16 protein-coding genes and 1 tRNA gene are annotated in these 15,615 nt (G+C 71.1%); 11 read left to right on the plus strand and 6 right to left on the minus strand.

Annotated elements, in window-relative coordinates:
• Nucleotides 1-4 precede the first annotated feature (4 nt).
• On the minus strand, nt 5-556 hold the full coding sequence (locus I8920_RS00105) for an FHA domain-containing protein FhaB/FipA (protein ID WP_198657197.1): 552 nt from the start codon (nt 554-556) through the stop codon (nt 5-7).
• Complete coding sequence (locus I8920_RS00110) at nt 553-1,233, minus strand: FhaA domain-containing protein (protein ID WP_198657198.1); 681 nt, start codon at nt 1,231-1,233, stop codon at nt 553-555. The genes I8920_RS00105 and I8920_RS00110 overlap by 4 nt, the downstream gene beginning before the upstream one ends.
• An 86-nt stretch (nt 1,234-1,319) precedes the next feature.
• Here I8920_RS00110 and I8920_RS00115 point away from each other — a divergent pair.
• From I8920_RS00115 to I8920_RS00125, 3 genes are all read left to right on the plus strand, one after another.
• Nucleotides 1,320-1,406 (plus strand) — tRNA-Leu (locus I8920_RS00115).
• A gap of 232 nt (nt 1,407-1,638) precedes the next feature.
• A complete protein-coding gene (locus I8920_RS00120; protein WP_198657199.1) occupies nt 1,639-1,800 on the plus strand; it encodes a hypothetical protein in 162 nt (53 codons plus the stop codon).
• A gap of 93 nt (nt 1,801-1,893) precedes the next feature.
• Nucleotides 1,894-2,793, plus strand: coding sequence for a GNAT family N-acetyltransferase (locus I8920_RS00125; protein WP_198657200.1), 900 nt, complete (start codon nt 1,894-1,896; stop codon nt 2,791-2,793).
• Nucleotides 2,794-2,822: 29 nt separating this feature from the next.
• On the opposite strand, the gene I8920_RS00130 is transcribed toward I8920_RS00125, so the two are convergent.
• Entirely contained in the window at nt 2,823-3,176 is a 354-nt protein-coding gene (locus tag I8920_RS00130) for a hypothetical protein (RefSeq protein WP_198657201.1), read from the minus strand.
• 100 nt (nt 3,177-3,276) lie between these two features.
• On the opposite strand from I8920_RS00130, the gene I8920_RS00135 reads away from it, so the two are divergent.
• Nucleotides 3,277-4,248, plus strand: coding sequence for an AraC family transcriptional regulator (locus I8920_RS00135; RefSeq protein WP_198657202.1), 972 nt, complete (start codon nt 3,277-3,279; stop codon nt 4,246-4,248).
• A 160-nt stretch (nt 4,249-4,408) separates the two neighbouring features.
• Here the strand turns inward: I8920_RS00135 and I8920_RS00140 are convergent, their stop codons facing one another.
• Both I8920_RS00140 and I8920_RS00145 read right to left on the minus strand, forming a co-directional pair.
• Entirely contained in the window at nt 4,409-4,861 is a 453-nt protein-coding gene (locus tag I8920_RS00140) for a TetR family transcriptional regulator C-terminal domain-containing protein (RefSeq protein WP_198657203.1), read from the minus strand.
• Nucleotides 4,862-5,041: 180 nt separating this feature from the next.
• On the minus strand, nt 5,042-6,772 hold the full coding sequence (locus I8920_RS00145) for a choice-of-anchor D domain-containing protein (protein WP_198657204.1): 1,731 nt from the start codon (nt 6,770-6,772) through the stop codon (nt 5,042-5,044).
• Nucleotides 6,773-7,138: 366 nt separating this feature from the next.
• On the opposite strand from I8920_RS00145, the gene I8920_RS00150 reads away from it, so the two are divergent.
• The 7 genes from I8920_RS00150 (at nt 7,139) to I8920_RS00180 (ending at nt 14,730) form a co-directional block, all read left to right on the plus strand.
• The gene (locus tag I8920_RS00150; RefSeq protein WP_198657205.1) at nt 7,139-7,855 is read left to right on the plus strand and encodes a GntR family transcriptional regulator; all 717 of its coding nucleotides are present in this window, start codon (nt 7,139-7,141) and stop codon (nt 7,853-7,855) included.
• Nucleotides 7,856-7,949: 94 nt separating this feature from the next.
• A complete protein-coding gene (locus I8920_RS00155; RefSeq protein WP_198657206.1) occupies nt 7,950-8,972 on the plus strand; it encodes a sugar phosphate isomerase/epimerase family protein in 1,023 nt (340 codons plus the stop codon).
• The gene (locus I8920_RS00160; protein WP_056072625.1) at nt 8,969-9,922 is read left to right on the plus strand and encodes a 3-hydroxyacyl-CoA dehydrogenase family protein; all 954 of its coding nucleotides are present in this window, start codon (nt 8,969-8,971) and stop codon (nt 9,920-9,922) included. The genes I8920_RS00155 and I8920_RS00160 overlap by 4 nt, the downstream gene beginning before the upstream one ends.
• 16 nt (nt 9,923-9,938) lie before the next feature.
• Nucleotides 9,939-10,736, plus strand: a complete 798-nt coding sequence (locus I8920_RS00165; RefSeq protein ID WP_198657207.1) for an SDR family NAD(P)-dependent oxidoreductase — start codon at nt 9,939-9,941, stop codon at nt 10,734-10,736.
• 141 nt (nt 10,737-10,877) lie between these two features.
• Nucleotides 10,878-12,269 (plus strand): MFS transporter, encoded by a 1,392-nt coding sequence (locus I8920_RS00170; protein ID WP_198657208.1) that lies wholly within the window; start codon nt 10,878-10,880, stop codon nt 12,267-12,269.
• Entirely contained in the window at nt 12,266-13,972 is a 1,707-nt protein-coding gene (locus tag I8920_RS00175; RefSeq protein ID WP_198657209.1) for a dihydroxyacetone kinase family protein, read from the plus strand. Before I8920_RS00170 ends, I8920_RS00175 begins: the two co-directional genes overlap by 4 nt.
• A gap of 2 nt (nt 13,973-13,974) precedes the next feature.
• Nucleotides 13,975-14,730, plus strand: a complete 756-nt coding sequence (locus I8920_RS00180) for a triose-phosphate isomerase family protein (RefSeq protein ID WP_198658553.1) — start codon at nt 13,975-13,977, stop codon at nt 14,728-14,730.
• Here the strand turns inward: I8920_RS00180 and I8920_RS00185 are convergent.
• Nucleotides 14,723-15,565, minus strand: a complete 843-nt coding sequence (locus tag I8920_RS00185; protein ID WP_198657210.1) for an NmrA family NAD(P)-binding protein — start codon at nt 15,563-15,565, stop codon at nt 14,723-14,725. The genes I8920_RS00180 and I8920_RS00185 overlap by 8 nt on opposite strands.
• Nucleotides 15,566-15,615: the final 50 nt, after the last annotated feature.

Genomic DNA, 15,615 nt, shown 5'->3' on the forward strand with positions numbered 1-15,615 from the left:
CGGGTTACCGCCGCAGCTCGAACGTCGTCGTCCCGATCGTGATCGGCGTGCCCTCTGCCACGAGGACGGGAGCGCTCACCTTCTGACCGTTGACGAAGGTGCCGTTCGTGGACTCGAGGTCGGTGAGGAGCCAGCCGTCGGCGCGCAGGTCGAGGCGGGCGTGGTTGGTCGAGGTGTAGTCGTCACGGATCACGACGTTCGACTCGCTCGAACGCCCGATCGTGATGGGGCCGCCGCCCAGCGGCATCTCCATGCCCTCGCGCGCGCCCTCGGTGATGACGAGGCGGGCCGCGACCGGCGAGGCGGACTGCTGCGTGCCTCCCGGCCGTTCGATGAGGTCGGTGAAGGCGCCGCTCGAGACGGGGCCGGGGGCCGCCGCCGCGGGGGCGGTGGGGGTGCTCGGCCCCGACGGGGCGGCCTTCGGATCGGTCGGGATCGTGCGCACGCGCTGACCGAACAGGTCACTGCGCAGGGCGAACACGATCACGAAGACGAACAGCCAGAGCACCGCGAGGAACGCGAAGCGCAGGACGAGCAGGGTCAGCCCTGTGGTCATCGAGCACCTCCGTCGTTCTCCGGGATCACCCGGAACACCATACGGGTACGACCGATCTCGATGGTGGAGTCCGGCTCCACGATCGCCTGCTGGAAGTGCTGCCCGTTCAGCTTGGAGCCGTTCGTCGAGCCCAGATCGGTGGCCTGCGCGTGCTTGCCGTCCCACAGCACCTCGACGTGCTTCCGGCTCGTCCCGGTGTCCGCGATGGTGATGTCGGCGTCGCTCCCGCGGCCGATCACCGTGCGTCCGCGCTGCAGACGGTGGCGCTGCGACCCGATGTCCAGGACCGCGATCCACGCGACGTCACGCTGCACGGTGGTGGAGTCGACCTGCAGGATGCCGGTGGACAGCGTGCCGTCCTGCTGCAGCCGGATGGTGACCGGACCGGAGAACGAGTAGTTCTGCGCCACGGCGTGTTGGTGCACCATCTGGGTCAGTTCGTCGATGAGCGGACGGCCGACGTCGTTCATGCGCGTGAAGTCCGGCGGCGCCAGGCGCACGGTGAACTCGTTCGGCACGAGGATGCGCTCGCGGGAGACCACGGCAGCCTTGGTGTCGAGCTCGCGCCGGAGGGTGCTCGAGATCTCGACGGGCTGCACCCCGGAGCGGAAGGTCTTGGCGAAGGCGCCGTTCACGGCGCGTTCCAACCCTCGCTCGAAGTTGTCCAGCAGGCCCATGCGTCTCCCGTGTCGTCGGTCGTCAACCACTGCATGGTAGTGGTTGGCGTTGGCACCCGTCTGTGCGTGGTAGTGTTTTCGGGCTGGCGCGAGTGGCGGAATTGGTAGACGCGCACGGTTCAGGTCCGTGTGCTGGAAACGGCGTGGGGGTTCAAGTCCCCCCTCGCGCACCAGGCGAAGAACAGGAAGGCCCCGGAGGAATCCGGGGCCTTTCCTGTTCCCGGGGCGCCGTCCGCCTGGTCGGCTGTCTGCGCCCGGCCGTCGGTCGCGCATCGGGCCCGGATCCGGCCTGGAGGCGCGGCTCGGCCCCGACACGCCGGTGCGGCAGAACCCGTGGACACGTTCTGCACCGTCGGACCGAGGTCGCTGGACGGGCGTCAGACCGTGCCGCGTACCGTCCGGGACATGACTGATTCGACGACACCGGACGGATCGAGCGATCCCACCGAGACCCAGCAGCAGTACACCGAGGACCTGCCCGACGGGTCGTCCACGGGCGATGCCACGGAGGACCCGCAGCAGGACAGCGACGTCGACTCGGGCGGCGAGCCCGCCGACCCGCAGTAGCGGCGACCACTGACCGACGGGAGGCGCGGTGCCGGCTGGCACCGCGCCTCCCGTCCGTCGTCCACCCGTCGTGCGGTGCCCGAGGATGGGAGCATGACGACGACCGCACCGCTCCGACCCGGTGAGGTCGCCCTGCTCGCTGCCACGGACGCCGAGCAGGTGGTCGGGGTCGCCACCGCCCGGTACGCCCCGGCGGTGGTCGCGGACACGAGCGGGTGGGCCGACGGCGACCGCCGTCGGATCGAGGACCTCGGGTTCCGCGCAGACGACCGCGGACCGGCGGTACGGACCTTGGACCTGACGCTCGCCGACGACGGGACCCCCACACGGATGCTCGACGCGCCGGCCATGGCGTCGCTGCACGGCCACCACGCGCGCTTCGCCGAGCACCGCGGTGAGGTCGTCCGCTACCAGCCCGACGTCTCGGTGTTCACCGCGATCCCGGAGCGGCCCACCGCGGCCGACTGGGAGGACGTCCGTGCTCTGCTCGGAACCGGTGCGGTGTTCGGGGTGAGTGGTGCAGCAGTGCTGCCGGACGGGTGGGCGCTCGTCGAGGGCGTGGCCGGCGTGCAGCTGACCGGTGAGGCGGTGACGGGTGAGCCCGACGCCGAGGCGGTCGTGCTGACGCCCGACGACGTACCGGAGATGACCGCGCTGGTGGAACGGACGAAGCCCGGGCCGTTCCTGCCGCGCACCATCGAGCTCGGCACCTACCTGGGCATCCGACGGGACGGCCGACTCGTCGCCATGGCGGGGGAGCGGTTGCACCCGCCGGGGTGGACCGAGATCAGCGCGGTGTGCACGGACGAGGGGTACCGCGGACAGGGGTTCGGTCGGCGGCTGGTCCTCGCCGTGGCGCACGGCATCCGGGAGCGTGGGGAGACGCCGCTCATGCACGCTGCGGCCGGGAACACCGGGGCGATCGGGCTGTACCGGCACCTGGGGTTCCGGTTGCGGGAGCGCGGGGCGCAGCGGTTCGTGCGGGTGCCGTGAAGTCGACGCCGGGGGTCAGCGCTGCGGCATCACTTCTTCGGCGGGTCGGTTCGGAGGCGCTTCGCCTCGGGCTCGTCGGAGTGCGAGGACGCCGCGTCGATGAAGCGGCCACCACCGACCTCGGCGGTCCGGCGGGTGAGCTCGTTGACCAGGTCCTCGTCCTCCGGCTCGAGGTCGTCGTCCGGCGCCGGCTCGACCATGACCTGCGAGGCCGGACCGAGGAGCAGCTCCGTCGCCACCCCGACGCCGTGCTCGTCCGACGTGGGGATCTCGACGATGTCCGTCGTCCCGTTCTCGCCGAGCGCCGCCGCGTACGCCAGCACCGCCTCGGCGATCGCGTCGCCGGTCATCACCTTGTTCTCGCCGTACACCACGAACTTCACCCCGACGAGTCAACGCCGTGGCGCTGATGGTCGGCCGAGGCCAGCCGGATCCCGCACCCGGGTCAGCGCTGTCGGTGGCTCGCGCGAGAATCGACCAGGCATGCCCGACGAGATCCCTCCCACCACACGCATCGAGCGTCGTGGGTTCGACGTCGACCAGGCCGTCGCGTTCTACGAGCAGGTCTACGCCAGCCACGACATCCACATCGGGGACGCTGCGACCGAGGGGTTCTCGTGGCGGTACCGGGCCGTCGGTGACGAGGACGTCGTCGTCGGCACCTCGATGGTCGCTGCGCGGCGGTGGGGCACGATCAACCCGGGCCGCGACTACATCCTTGCGTGGGCGTCCGGCGCCGGCATCACGCTCGACACCGGCACCCGGTCGCCCGTCCAGATGCTCCCCGGTGTGCCGACCATGTACCCATCCGGTCGCGCCTTCGCCTTCGACGCGCTCCCGACCACGCAGCACCTCATCCGGTTCGACGGACCGTTCCTGGAGGCGGTGGCCGCGGCCCGCACGCAGACCGTCCCCGCACCGCTCCGCTTCGAGGCCGTGTCCGACCCGGCGGCGGTGCAGCGCCTGCGGCTGGTGATCACCGACGCCGCTCCGCAGCTGCTCGACCCGGCCCTGCCCCGCGCCACCCGGGCGGCACGGAACACCGTCCTGGCCGAAGCCGTGGTCGACGCCTTCCGTGCTGAGCCCACGATCCAGCTGCCCCTGTCCGCCGGGCCCACCACCATGCGGTTCGCGCAGGAGTGGATGGTCGCCAACGCGCACCGGGCCATCACGATCACGGACGTGTGTGCCGCCGCCGGGGTCGCCGTGCGCTCCCTGCAGGCGTCGTTCCAGCGGCACGCGGGGCGCTCGCCGATGCACTTCCTCCGAGAGGTCCGGCTGCACCGGGTCCGTGCCGCCCTGAGCACCGCCGACCCCGACACGACGACCGTCAGCGAGATCGCACTGGCGTGGGGGTTCCAGCACCTGGGGCGGTTCGCGGGGTACTACGCGGAGACGTTCGGGGAGGCTCCGTCCACGACGTTGCGGCGGCTGTCGGGCGGCGACGCGTTCTGAGGGGTCCACGCCACAACGGCCGCGTCTGGGGACCACACATCGGCGCCCTCTTCCCGAACGCAACTATCGGCGCGAAAGCCCTCCGCGGAGACCATCGTCCGCACGGTATGCGGACCGGTTTCGGGGCATGCTGATGTTGGCGGTGGGGTGGTTCCTGCTGTCAGCGGGCCGTTCCGACCTGATCGGCGCAGCTACGCCCCGCGCCTTCCGGCTCGGGTGGTTGGGTGCCAGGTGCGATGGGGACGTCCCAGTAGGTGGGTTGTTCGTACTGCTCACTCCAGCCGCGCCGCATCCGGGTGGCTGCCCGATCGAACTCGTCTACGACGTCGGTGTGCGCGGTGAGGAGTGATTGGAGGCGGAGGCCGTCGTGAAGTGCGAGGAGCTGTTTCGCGCCGCGGACCGGGTCCATCGTTGCTGGTTCCCGCCCGTCGCGGACGTCTGCGGTGAGGCCGGTGCGGATGGTTTCCCGGAACCGGCGGTACGCGGACCGGTAGTAGTCGGCCCCATCGAGAGTTGTGTCGGCGGAGGAGGCGAGGCTGTAGTCGAGCAGTTCCATCAGTATCTGGTCGGGTCGGTCAGTGGCGCCGAACGAGGTGTACGCGAGGCGTTGCACTTGCCTTTCGTGCCGTCGGACACGCTTGATGCCGCCTCCTTCGGTACCCACGTCAGGTCGGCGGTCACGGGCGGCAGAGTTTCGTTCCTGCGTCTCGTCGTGGACGGGACCGGCGGACGGACAGGAGGCGCGGTGCCAGCTGGCACCGCGCCTCCTGTCTGTTCAGACGGGGCAGCGGACTTACCCGACCGTCACCAGCTTGGCGTAGGCCGGGTGGCTCTTCCCTGCTGCGTTCACCGCGACTACGGTGACCTGGGTGCTCCCGGCCGGCAACCCGGTGAGCGTCAGCGGGCTCGACGTCCCCGACACGGTCTGCTCGGAGTGGAAGCCGGAGAGGACGTAGCTCGTGATCGGCAATCCGCCGTCACTCGCCGGCGGGTCGAACGACACGGTAACCGAGCCGGGACCGGTCGTCGTCCCGGTGATGGTCGGTCGTCCCGGCGCCGTTACGGTCACCGGTGCGGTGCCGAAGGACGTGGTCGCGGCCTTGCTGACGTTCCCCGTCCCGTCGACGGCGAACACGGCGATCGTGTACTGCTGGCCCGTCGGCAGCTTCGGCACGGCTGCGGAGGCGCCGGTGACCACCAGCGGCACACCGCTCTGCGCGGTCGCGCCGGCACCGTCGCCCTGCACGAGTCGAGCGACGACCGAGGTCGCGTCCTTCGAGGCCGAGGACGTCCACTTCACCTTCGTCGGTGTCGCCGAAGCGACGCGGACCCCTGTCGGGGCCGCGGGCGCCGTGACGTCGGAACGCGCCTGCCACTGCAGCGTGCCGCGCTGCGCGATCTTGTCGGCGCAGTACTGCGTGAACGACATGTCAACCGTGGCCGGCAACCCGGTCACCGGGTCGAGGGCGAACTGCTTCACCGTCATCGTGCCGGTGGTGTCGCACCCGTACGAGTCCACGGTGGTGACGATCGAGTACTTCCCGCTGGGTGACGTCTTCGTCGTCCCGAGCGGGAACGCCTTGCCGTAGGGACCGCCGAGGCTGACGCTGACGATGTTGCCGCTGCCGTCCAGGTCGTTTGCCTGGAACCACCAGTCGAGCCCGGCGTACGAGATGAGCATCTGGGTCGAGCCGGACGTGGCTTTCGTCGTCTTGCCCTTGTTGACCATGTCCTTCCCGGAGGAGGTGATCATCGTCTTCCCGAGGAACGCCGAACCGGTCAGCGCCACCGTCTGCATCGTCGCCCCGACGGGCAGGGTCACTGAAGCCGTGGCGGGCCCGGCAACCCTCGGACGGAAGTTGATGGAGAACGTGCAGGTCGCGTCGGCGGCGAGCGTGGCGCCGCAGGTGCTGTTGCTGACGGAGAACGACTTCGCGTTCACCCCCATGACGACGGGCTTCCCCAACGACACCGGGGCTGTTCCCGTGTTGTGGACCGTCTCGACCTGGCTCGTCTTCGGTAGCCCGATGAACCGCTTCTCGAACACGACGTTCCGCGCGCCCAGGATCACCGAACCGGCCGGGTCCGAACCGAAGCGGAACTCGCCGATCCCGGGGACGACCGCGTCGAACCGGGTGACCTGACCGTTCGTCGGGTCGGACTCGAGGTCGAGGACGGTGAAGTCCCCGTAGATGTCCGTCCCGTCGATCTCGAGGCTCGGGAGCGCCTCGCTGTGCGGGCGGTCGGGGTCCAGCCAGTAGGCCCCCGTCGTGAGCGGCTTCCCCTCCGGAGGAGTCAGCCGGAACGACCCGCGCTTCGACCCGGTCGTGCGCGCGTCGACACCGCGGGTGGTGTCGGCGGTAACAACCTCGATGTCGTCCCCGTCGGCGAACTCGGCGTCGCCCTTGGTCTGGTACCACGGGGATGCGATCTGCAGTACCGCCCTGGACGTGGTGGCGGCGTCTGCTGCCGACGTGCCGATGGTGCTGATCAGTCCTGCGGTGAGGAGGGTGACAGCGCTCATGGCTGCCGAGCGGGCGATGCGCCGCATTGCGTGGTCCGTTCTGTCCCCGTGCACGCTCCGGACAGAGCGGCGTTTCGAAGCTACTCCCGGGCTGCCGAGGTGTCCGTTCGTACAGGCGTGCCGCACGACCGCGTTCCTGCCTCCCACGTGAGGTCGTCGGTGCCGGCCGACCCAGTGCTCGCTCTTCTCGACCGGCGAGCTGACATGACAGCGCCACATCGGCGCGCCGGGAGCGGCAATCGAGCAAGCCCATGGGTGGTATGAGCGCGAGGCGGGGCGACGTAAGAAGGCGACAGCTCGTGATGGTGCAGCGTGGACCGGGGTCCTCAGACTGAACCCGAGTCGTGGATTCTCTAGGATCGACACATGTCGGCAACCCTGCCCAGCTTCGGGACGGAGCGCATCACGCAGCTCGGCCTGCGTGACCGCGTCTACGACCGGGTGCTCGAGGTCCTGATGGGCCACGACGTCGAACCGGGCATGCGACTGTCGATCGACGGACTCGCACGCTCCCTCGGGGTGTCCCCGACGCCGGTGCGCGAAGCCCTGGTGCAACTCGAACGGACGGGCCTCGTAACCCGCCAGGCGAACAAGGGCTACCGGGTCTCTCCGCCCCTGGCCGGCGAGCAGCTCGAGGCCCTGTTCGACGCCCGGCTCATCGTGGAGAGCGGTGCCGTCGAGCTCGCCGCCCGCGGTGACGTCGCCGGGCTGCGCGAGCGGCTGTCGGCAGCGCTCGACGAGCAGGCCGCGGTCGCCGCCGAGGTCGCGTCGGTCGGGGTTGCGCACGCACCGGAGGAGCTGATGGCCCGCTTCTTCCGCAGCGACTGGCAGTTCCACCAGCTGATCTTCGACGCGACGCGGAACCCGTTCCTCGAGGAGATGTCCGAGGTCATCACCACGCGCGTGCACCGGATGCGGCAGATCGTCGAGGGTGGCGGGGACGACACGGATCGCGCCGTGCAGGAACACCGGGCCATCCTGGAGGCGCTGGCTGCGGACCCGACGTCGGCCGTCGCCGCGATGCGGCTCCACATCGACGCCGTCCGGTTGCGCTCCCGCGCGGACGCCTCGCACACGAGCTGAGGCAGAGGGGGTTGCGTTCCGTCGTCGCGCGAGTATCTTTCCTATAGGAAAGAGGTTCGCCGCTGAACCGCCACGACATGCAAGGGAGCATTCCGTGACCACTCCGCAGGACTGGGTCGACCAGGATTGGGACCCCACCACCTGGACGTCGACGACCTGGCCGATCGCCGCCTGCCTGCACGGGTTCGCGCAGGTCACCCGCGACGGCACGGCCTTCCACGACGCCCCCGCCGAGGTGTGGGACGAGGTGTTCGCGCAGATCGAGGCCGTCGGCTTCTCGCTCGCCGAACTCGCCGACAGCCACATCCGCCCCGCTGACCTCGAACCCTCGCGCCGCGACGAGCTGTTCGCCGTCGCGAAGGCGCACGGCATCGGGATCCCGTCCGTGCACCTGCAGCGCAAGAGCGTCATCCAGCCGGGGCACGAGGATGAGAACCTGGCCTACGCCCACCGCACCATCGACGCGGCGGCCGAGTGGGGCATGCAGGTGTTCTCGACCGGGCTGCACCAGCCGTTCAGCGACGCGCAGAAGCGCGCGCTGTGGTTCTGGACGGCGCCGGGCCCGAAGGACCCCGACGACCCCGAGGTCTGGGACGCCGCGGTCAAGCGCCTGCGTGAGCTCGGTGAGCACGCCGCCAGCGTCGGGCTGCCGATGGCGCTCGAGCTCTACGAGGACACGTACCTCGGCACCGCCGACAGCGCGGTCCGCCTGGTCGAGGAGATCGGGCTCGACAACGTCGGGCTCAACGCCGACGTCGCGAACCTCATCCGCCTGCACCGTCCGGTGGAGGACTGGCGAGAGCTCTTCGCGAAGACGATGCCGCACACGAACTACCTGCACGTGAAGAACTACACGCGGGACGAGGCCGGCGACGGCAGCTGGGCGACGAGTGCGCCGAGCACCATGGAGACGGGCCTCATCAACTACCGCCAGGTCCTGCGCGACGCCGTCGCCGACGGGTTCCGCGGGATCGTCATGACCGAGCAGTACGGCGGGGACAGCCTCGGCGTCTGCGCCACCAACCAGCAGTACATCCGGTCCGTCCTCGCGACCACGAAGCTCGACGCGACGGCGACCCCGACTGCAGCAACCAGCACCGAAGGAGCAATCCGATGAGCACCCTCGACATCGCCGTCGTCGGGTCCGGCTACATGGGCGGCGGGATCGCCCAGGTCCTCGCCCTCGCCGGCCACACCGTCCGGATCGCCGACGTCTCGGCCGAGATCGCCCAGCAGAACCTGGAACGGCTGCTCGGCGAGACCGCGCAGTTCGTCGCCGACGGGCTGTTCCCCGAGGACGCCGTCGAACGGGTCCGCGCCCACCTGAGCGCCGCCGAGTCGATCGAGGCCGCCGTCGCCGACGCGGACTTCATCGAGGAGGCCGTGCCCGAGAAGCTCGAGATCAAGCACGCGACGCTCCGCCGCATCAGCGAGGCCGCCCGCCCCGACGCCGTGATCGGCTCGAACACGTCGACGATCCTGATCGAGTCGCTTGCCGAGGCCGTCGTGGGCCCGGAGCGCTTCCTGGGCGTGCACTTCTCGAACCCGGCGCCGTTCATCCCCGGCGTCGAGCTCATCCCGCACCCCACCACGAACGAGCACGCGATCGAGGTCGGCGAGACCGTCGTCGCCGCGACCGGCAAGCAGTCGGCGCGGGTGAAGGACTCGACGGGGTTCGTGCTGAACCGCCTGCAGTACGCGCTGTTCGAGGAGGCCACGAAGATCGCCGACGAGGGCATCGCCAGCCCCGACGACATCGACACCATCGTCCGGACCACGTTCGGGTTCCGCCTGCCGTTCTTCGGACCGTTCGCGATCGCCGACATGGCCGGGCTCGACGTCTACGCGTTCTGCTTCGAGTCGCTGCAGACCCGCTGGCCGGAGCGCTTCGCCACGCCGCCGTCGCTGCAGCAGCACGTCGACGCCGGTGAGCTCGGCACGAAGTCCGGCGCCGGGTACCTCGAGGTCCCGGCCGACCGCACGCCGGAGCTCGTCGCCTACCGGAACAAGGCCTACGTCGCGATGCAGAAGCTGCTCGACGAGCTCGGCCCGGCCCCGATCCACTGAGCCCGGAGCACGAACGATGAGCACGCAGGACCCCCAGAGCACGCCGAACCCCCGAACGGAGCAGACCCGCACCGTCGTCCTCACCGGCGCCGCCTCACCGCGGGGCATCGGCCGCGCGTCCGCCCACCACCTGGCCGAGGCCGGGTGGGACGTCGGGATCATCGACCTCGACCAGACGGCGAGCGAGCAGGTCGCCGCCGAGATCCGCGAGCAGCACGGCGTCCGCGCGGTCGGCGTCGGCGCGGACGTCGCCGACGAGTCCGCCGTGCGCGCCGCCTTCGACAGGATCGAGTCCGAGCTCCGGTCGATCACCGCGCTCGTGAACCTGGCCGGGGTCTCGTCCGCGCACGCCTACCTGGACCTGCCCGAGGGGGAGTGGCACCGGGTGCTGTCGATCAACCTCGACGGTGTGCACTACGCCAGCCTGCGGGCGGCGGAGTCGATGGTGCGGTCCGGGTACGGGCGCATCGTGAACCTGTCGTCGGTCTCCGCCCAGCGCGGCGGCGGCACCTTCAGCAAGACGCCGTACACGGTGGCGAAGGCCGGTGTGATCGGCCTGACCCGTGGTCTGGCGCGCGAGCTCGGCCCGCGCGGCGTCACGGTCAACGCGATCGCCCCCGGCCCGATCGACACCGACATCATGGGCGGCACGCTGTCCGAGGAACGGAAGGCCGCGATGGCCGCCGACGGCGTGCTGCCGCGCATCGGCACCCCGAGGGACATCGCCGCGGCGATCGCCTACCTGATCAGCGAGGACGCCGGGTTCGTCACCGGCCAGACGCTCAACGTCGACGGTGGCCTGTACATGCACTAGGGCCAGCCGCCCACGGAACGCGCGCCGACGGCGCGACGCGATCCGTGCCTCCCGTCCGACCGTCCGACAGGACGACGAGCCGACAGGCCCGACCACCGGACGCCCTGAACCACCGCACCGTGCTCGCAAAGGAGCGAACCCGTGTCACTACCCCCTGCCCCCGCGCTCGGGTCGACGAACGACCCCGGCCTGCAGTCCGCCATCGGCAAGGCGACGAAGCACCTCATGCCGATGCTCGTCATCCTGTACTTCGTCGCGTTCCTCGACCGCACCAACGTCGGGTTCGCCGAGGAGGCACTGAGCGTCGACCGCGGCATCTCCGACGCCGCCTTCGCGCTGGGCGCCGGCATCTTCTTCATCGGCTACGCGATCTTCGAGATCCCATCGAACCTGCTGCTCAAGCGGTTCGGCGCCCGGTTCTGGCTCGCCCGCATCGCGATCACGTGGGGCATCGTCGCCGCCCTGTTCGCCTTCACGACGAACGACACGATGTTCATCGTCCTGCGCTTCATCCTCGGCGTGACCGAGGCGGGGCTGTTCCCGGGCGTCATCATGTACCTGTCCGAGTGGTTCCCGAACAAGGTGCGCGTGCGCATGTTCGCGATCTTCTACCTGGCGCAGCCGTTCTCGCAGATGATCGGCGCACCGCTGTCCGGCGGGCTCATCAGCATCGGCGACGAGGTCACCCCGTGGCACGGCTGGCAGGTGATGTTCGCCGGCGAAGGACTGCTCGCCGTGTTCGCCGGCATCGCGGCCCTGGTGTTCCTGACGAACAGTCCGCAGCAGGCGAAGTGGCTCGAACCGGGCGAGAAGGCATCGCTCACGGCGGCCATGGAACGCGAGGACACCGCGCGCAGCGAGGACGGCCCGAAGGGCATCTGGCGCGCGATGGCGAGCGGCCGCGTCTGGTACTTCACGATCATCTACTTCTGCCTGCAGGTCGCCGTCTACGGCACGACGTTCTACCTGCCGCAGCAGGTCTCGTCGCTGCTCGGGCAGGACGTCGGTTGGCAGGTCGGGCTGGTGACCGCCATCCCGTGGCTCGTCGGGCTCGTGGCCTGCTACCTGGTCGGCTCGCGGGCGGACTCGGTCGGACGGCGTCGCCGGTGGGGCACGTTCTTCTACGTCACGACCGGTCTGTCGATCCTCGGTTCGGCGTGGGCGGGTGCAAACGGGCAGCCGGTGCTCGGCATCCTGTTCATCACGCTGGCCGTCGCGAGCTTCCTGGCCGTCGGCCCGATCACCTGGGCCTACCCGACCGCGTTCCTGACCGGTGCGGCAGCGGCTGCGGGTATCGGCTTGATCAACTCGCTCGGCAACCTGGGCGGGTTCGTCGCCCCGATCATGCGCACCGCGATCAACGACGTGGTGCCGACCGACAGCGGCGCGTTCGGCATCGTCTCGCTCGGCGTCCTGGCGTTCGTCGCCGCCGTGATGATCTTCTGCACCAGGTTCTTCCGCGGCGCCAAGGCGGACGAGCTGCTCGACACCACGCACGTCCGCACCACCGAACCGAAGGGGAGCACGCGATGACCAGGCTGTTCAACGACCCGGCGGACTTCGCCGACGAGGCGACCGACGGCTTCGTCGTCGCCAACGAGCGCTGGGTGCGCCGGGTGCACGGCGGGGTCGCGCGCGCCACCACGAGCCCCGACGGCACGGTCGCGGTCGTGATCGGCGGCGGCTCCGGCCACTACCCGGCGTTCGGCGGGCTGGTCGGACACGGCCTGGCGGCCGGTGCGGCCATGGGCAACCTGTTCGCGAGCCCGAGCGCCCAGCAGGTGGCCGGTGTCGCCCGGGCCGCCGAGCACGGCGGCGGCGTGCTGCTCAGCTACGGCAACTACGCCGGCGACGTCCTGAACTTCGACGCCGCGGCGCGGACGCTCGAGGCCGAGGGCATCCCGGTCCGCACGGTGCGCGTGACCGACGACGTCACGAGCGCCACCGTGGACGAGCGTACGAAGCGTCGGGGGATCGCGGGTGACCTGTGCGTCTTCAAGATCGCCGGTGCCGCCGCCGAGCGGGGCGACGACCTGGACGCGGTCGCGGCCGTCGCGGAGCGGGCGAACGACCGCACCCGCAGTTTCGGGGTCGCGTTCTCGGGCTGCTCGCTGCCCGGTGCCGACGAGCCGCTGTTCGAGGTGCCCGAGGGACGCATGGCGGTCGGGATGGGCATCCACGGCGAGCGGGGGATCGACGAGACGGACGTGCCCACGGCCGACGGCCTGGCCGAGCTGTTGGTCGCACGCCTGCTCGACGAGCTGCCGGACGGCACGGTGCTCGAGGGCCAGCGGGTGGTCCCGATCCTGAACGGCCTGGGGTCGGTGAAGTACGAGGAGCTCTTCGTCGTCTACCGCTCGGTGCAGCAGCGGCTGGCGGACGCCGGCGTCGTGATCATCGAGCCCGAGGTCGGTGAGCTCGTCACGAGCTTCGACATGGCGGGCGTCTCGCTGACGCTGCTCTGGCTGGACGACGAGCTGGAGCAGCTCTGGGCTGCACCGGCCGACACCCCCGCCTACCGCAAGGGCGGTGCGGTGGCGCAGGAGCGCGTCGACCCGTCGACGGTCGCCGCCGACGCCGAGGCCGTGCCCATCGGTCCGGCGAGCGACGACTCACGAGCGGTCGCCGAACGGGTCGCCGCCGGGTTCGACGCGGTCCGCGCGGTGCTCGACGAGCACGCCGACGAGCTCGGCCGCATCGACGCGGTCGCCGGTGACGGCGACCACGGCATCGGCATGCAGCGCGGCGCGCACGCCGCAGCGGTAGCGACGGCGGATGCTGTAACCGGCGGAGCGGGTGTCGGCAGCGTCCTCCGGATCGCCGCCGACGCGTGGTCCGACAAGGCCGGCGGCACGTCCGGTGCGATCTGGGGCGCCGCCCTGGAGGCACTCGGTCGCGTCATCGGGGACGACGAGCGCCCGTCGGGTGCCACCGTCGCGCAGGCCGTGCGGGAAGCCACCGAGGCGGTGCTGGCGTTCGGCGCCAGCGTCGGTGACAAGACGATGGTGGACGCGCTGGTGCCGTTCGACGAGGTGCTCCGCACCCGGCTCGACGCCGGGGCGGCGCTCGCCGAGGCCTGGGGTGACGCCGTCCGGGCCGCCCGCGAGGCCGCGGACGCCACGGAGTCCCTCGTGCCGCGGATGGGCCGTGCCCGGACCCACGCCGAGCAGGCCGTCGGCACCCCGGACCCGGGAGCCCTGTCGTTCGCGCTCATCGTGGAGACGGTCGCACCGTGATCATGATCGGGGTGTCGCTGAAGATGTACTTCTCGCACGCCCGGACGCTGGCCTGGGCGGGCGCGGTCGCGGACATCGCTCGGCGGCACCCCGCGGTGGGCTCGGGAGCGGCGACGCTGTTCGTGGCGCCGACGTTCCCGGCGCTGGTGCCGGTGCGGGGCCTGCTCGCGGGCTCCGGAGTGCAGCTCGCCGCGCAGGACCTGTCGTGGGCCGACGACGGCGCCTTCACCGGTGAGGTCTCCGGCGCCGAGCTGCGCGAGATCGGGGTCGACCTGGTCGAGATCGGCCACGCGGAACGCCGCACGCTGTTCCACGAGGACGACGCGACGATCGCAGGGAAGGTGCACGCGGCCTGCCGCAACCACCTGCGTCCGCTGCTGTGCGTCGGAGAGCCGGACCGGGCCTCCGACCCGACGGAGGCCGTGGCGGCGGTGACGGCGCAGCTCGACCGGGCCGTCGCGACCGCCGTCGCGGACGACCTGGCCGGACCCCTGACCGTGGCCTACGAACCGGTGTGGGCCATCGGGGCGCCGGCGCCGGCACCGGACGACCACATCGTGGCGGTGCTCGACGGGATCGAGCAGCACCTGGTGGCCCGGCCCGAACTGCACGGCAGCACCGTCGTCTACGGGGGCAGCGCCGGACCCGGTCTGCTCACGCGGGGGCAGGGCCGGATCGGCGGGCTGTTCCTCGGACGGTTCGCCCACGATCCCGCCGCGATCGCGACGATCCTCGACGAGGTCGTGGCGCTCAGCTGAGCTGGTCGCGGACCGGCCGAGGGGCCCGACCGAGCAGCTCGCCGAGCAGCGGATCGGTGCCGGCGAACAGGCCCTGCTCGGCGGCCTGGTACATGCCGAGCAGGAACCCGACCATGTGCGGGTCCTGCCCCGCGGCCAGCGCACGGGCACGCCACTCCTCCACGCCCAGGGCCTCGAAGCCGATCGTCCGTCCCGAGACCTCGGAGGCCTGCCGAGCCAGGTCGGCGAACGTCGGCGCTTCCGGAGCGGTGAGCGTCACCGGCCCGTCGAACGGCTGGTCGGCGAGCAGGATGGCTGCGGCTGCCTCGGCGGCGTCCTCGCGGGCGGTCCACGACACCGGCCCGTCGACGGGGACGGACACCACGCCGGTCTCCTGCCAGGGGCCCGTCATCCAGGTGGCGCTGTGCGCGTAGAAGCCGTTGCGCAGGCTCGTCCACGGCAGCCCCGAGTCGCGGAGCAGGTCCTCGGTGGCGGCATGGTGTGTCGCCGGCACGAACGGCGAACCGTGCGAGGCGCCCTGGTGGCTCGTGTAGAGGACCCGACCGACGCCGGCCTCCACGGCTGCATCGACCGCGGCACGGTGCAGTGCGACGGCGTCGGCGGCCGGGTCGCTCGACGAGACGAGCAGGAGCTGCTCGGCGCCCGCGAAGGCCGCCGGCAGGGTCTCCGGCTCGGCGTAGTCGCCTCGGCGGACCTCGACGCCACGGTCGGCGAACCGCTGGGCGCGGGCGGGGTCGCGGGTGACCACGGCCAGATCGGACGGCGCGAGGCGCTCGAGCAGGTGGTCGGCGGTGGCGCCGTTGAGGGCTCCGGTGGCCCCGGTGATGACGATCATGGCTTCTCCGTATCGATGGAAACAGCGATCGGGTACCGCCGTTAACACAG

The organism is Curtobacterium sp. YC1 (assembly GCF_016267665.1).
GTDB lineage: Bacteria > Actinomycetota > Actinomycetes > Actinomycetales > Microbacteriaceae > Curtobacterium.

Coding starts and splice junctions, on each gene's coding strand:
- I8920_RS00105 (WP_198657197.1), bottom strand. CDS start 556: ATGACCACAGGGCTGACCCTGCTCGTCCTGCGCTTCGCGTTCCTCGCG.
- I8920_RS00110 (WP_198657198.1), bottom strand. CDS start 1,233: ATGGGCCTGCTGGACAACTTCGAGCGAGGGTTGGAACGCGCCGTGAAC.
- I8920_RS00120 (WP_198657199.1), top strand. CDS start 1,639: ATGACTGATTCGACGACACCGGACGGATCGAGCGATCCCACCGAGACC.
- I8920_RS00125 (WP_198657200.1), top strand. CDS start 1,894: ATGACGACGACCGCACCGCTCCGACCCGGTGAGGTCGCCCTGCTCGCT.
- I8920_RS00135 (WP_198657202.1), top strand. CDS start 3,277: ATGCCCGACGAGATCCCTCCCACCACACGCATCGAGCGTCGTGGGTTC.
- I8920_RS00145 (WP_198657204.1), bottom strand. CDS start 6,772: ATGAGCGCTGTCACCCTCCTCACCGCAGGACTGATCAGCACCATCGGC.
- I8920_RS00150 (WP_198657205.1), top strand. CDS start 7,139: ATGTCGGCAACCCTGCCCAGCTTCGGGACGGAGCGCATCACGCAGCTC.
- I8920_RS00160 (WP_056072625.1), top strand. CDS start 8,969: ATGAGCACCCTCGACATCGCCGTCGTCGGGTCCGGCTACATGGGCGGC.
- I8920_RS00165 (WP_198657207.1), top strand. CDS start 9,939: ATGAGCACGCAGGACCCCCAGAGCACGCCGAACCCCCGAACGGAGCAG.
- I8920_RS00175 (WP_198657209.1), top strand. CDS start 12,266: ATGACCAGGCTGTTCAACGACCCGGCGGACTTCGCCGACGAGGCGACC.
- I8920_RS00180 (WP_198658553.1), top strand. CDS start 13,975: ATGATCGGGGTGTCGCTGAAGATGTACTTCTCGCACGCCCGGACGCTG.
- I8920_RS00185 (WP_198657210.1), bottom strand. CDS start 15,565: ATGATCGTCATCACCGGGGCCACCGGAGCCCTCAACGGCGCCACCGCC.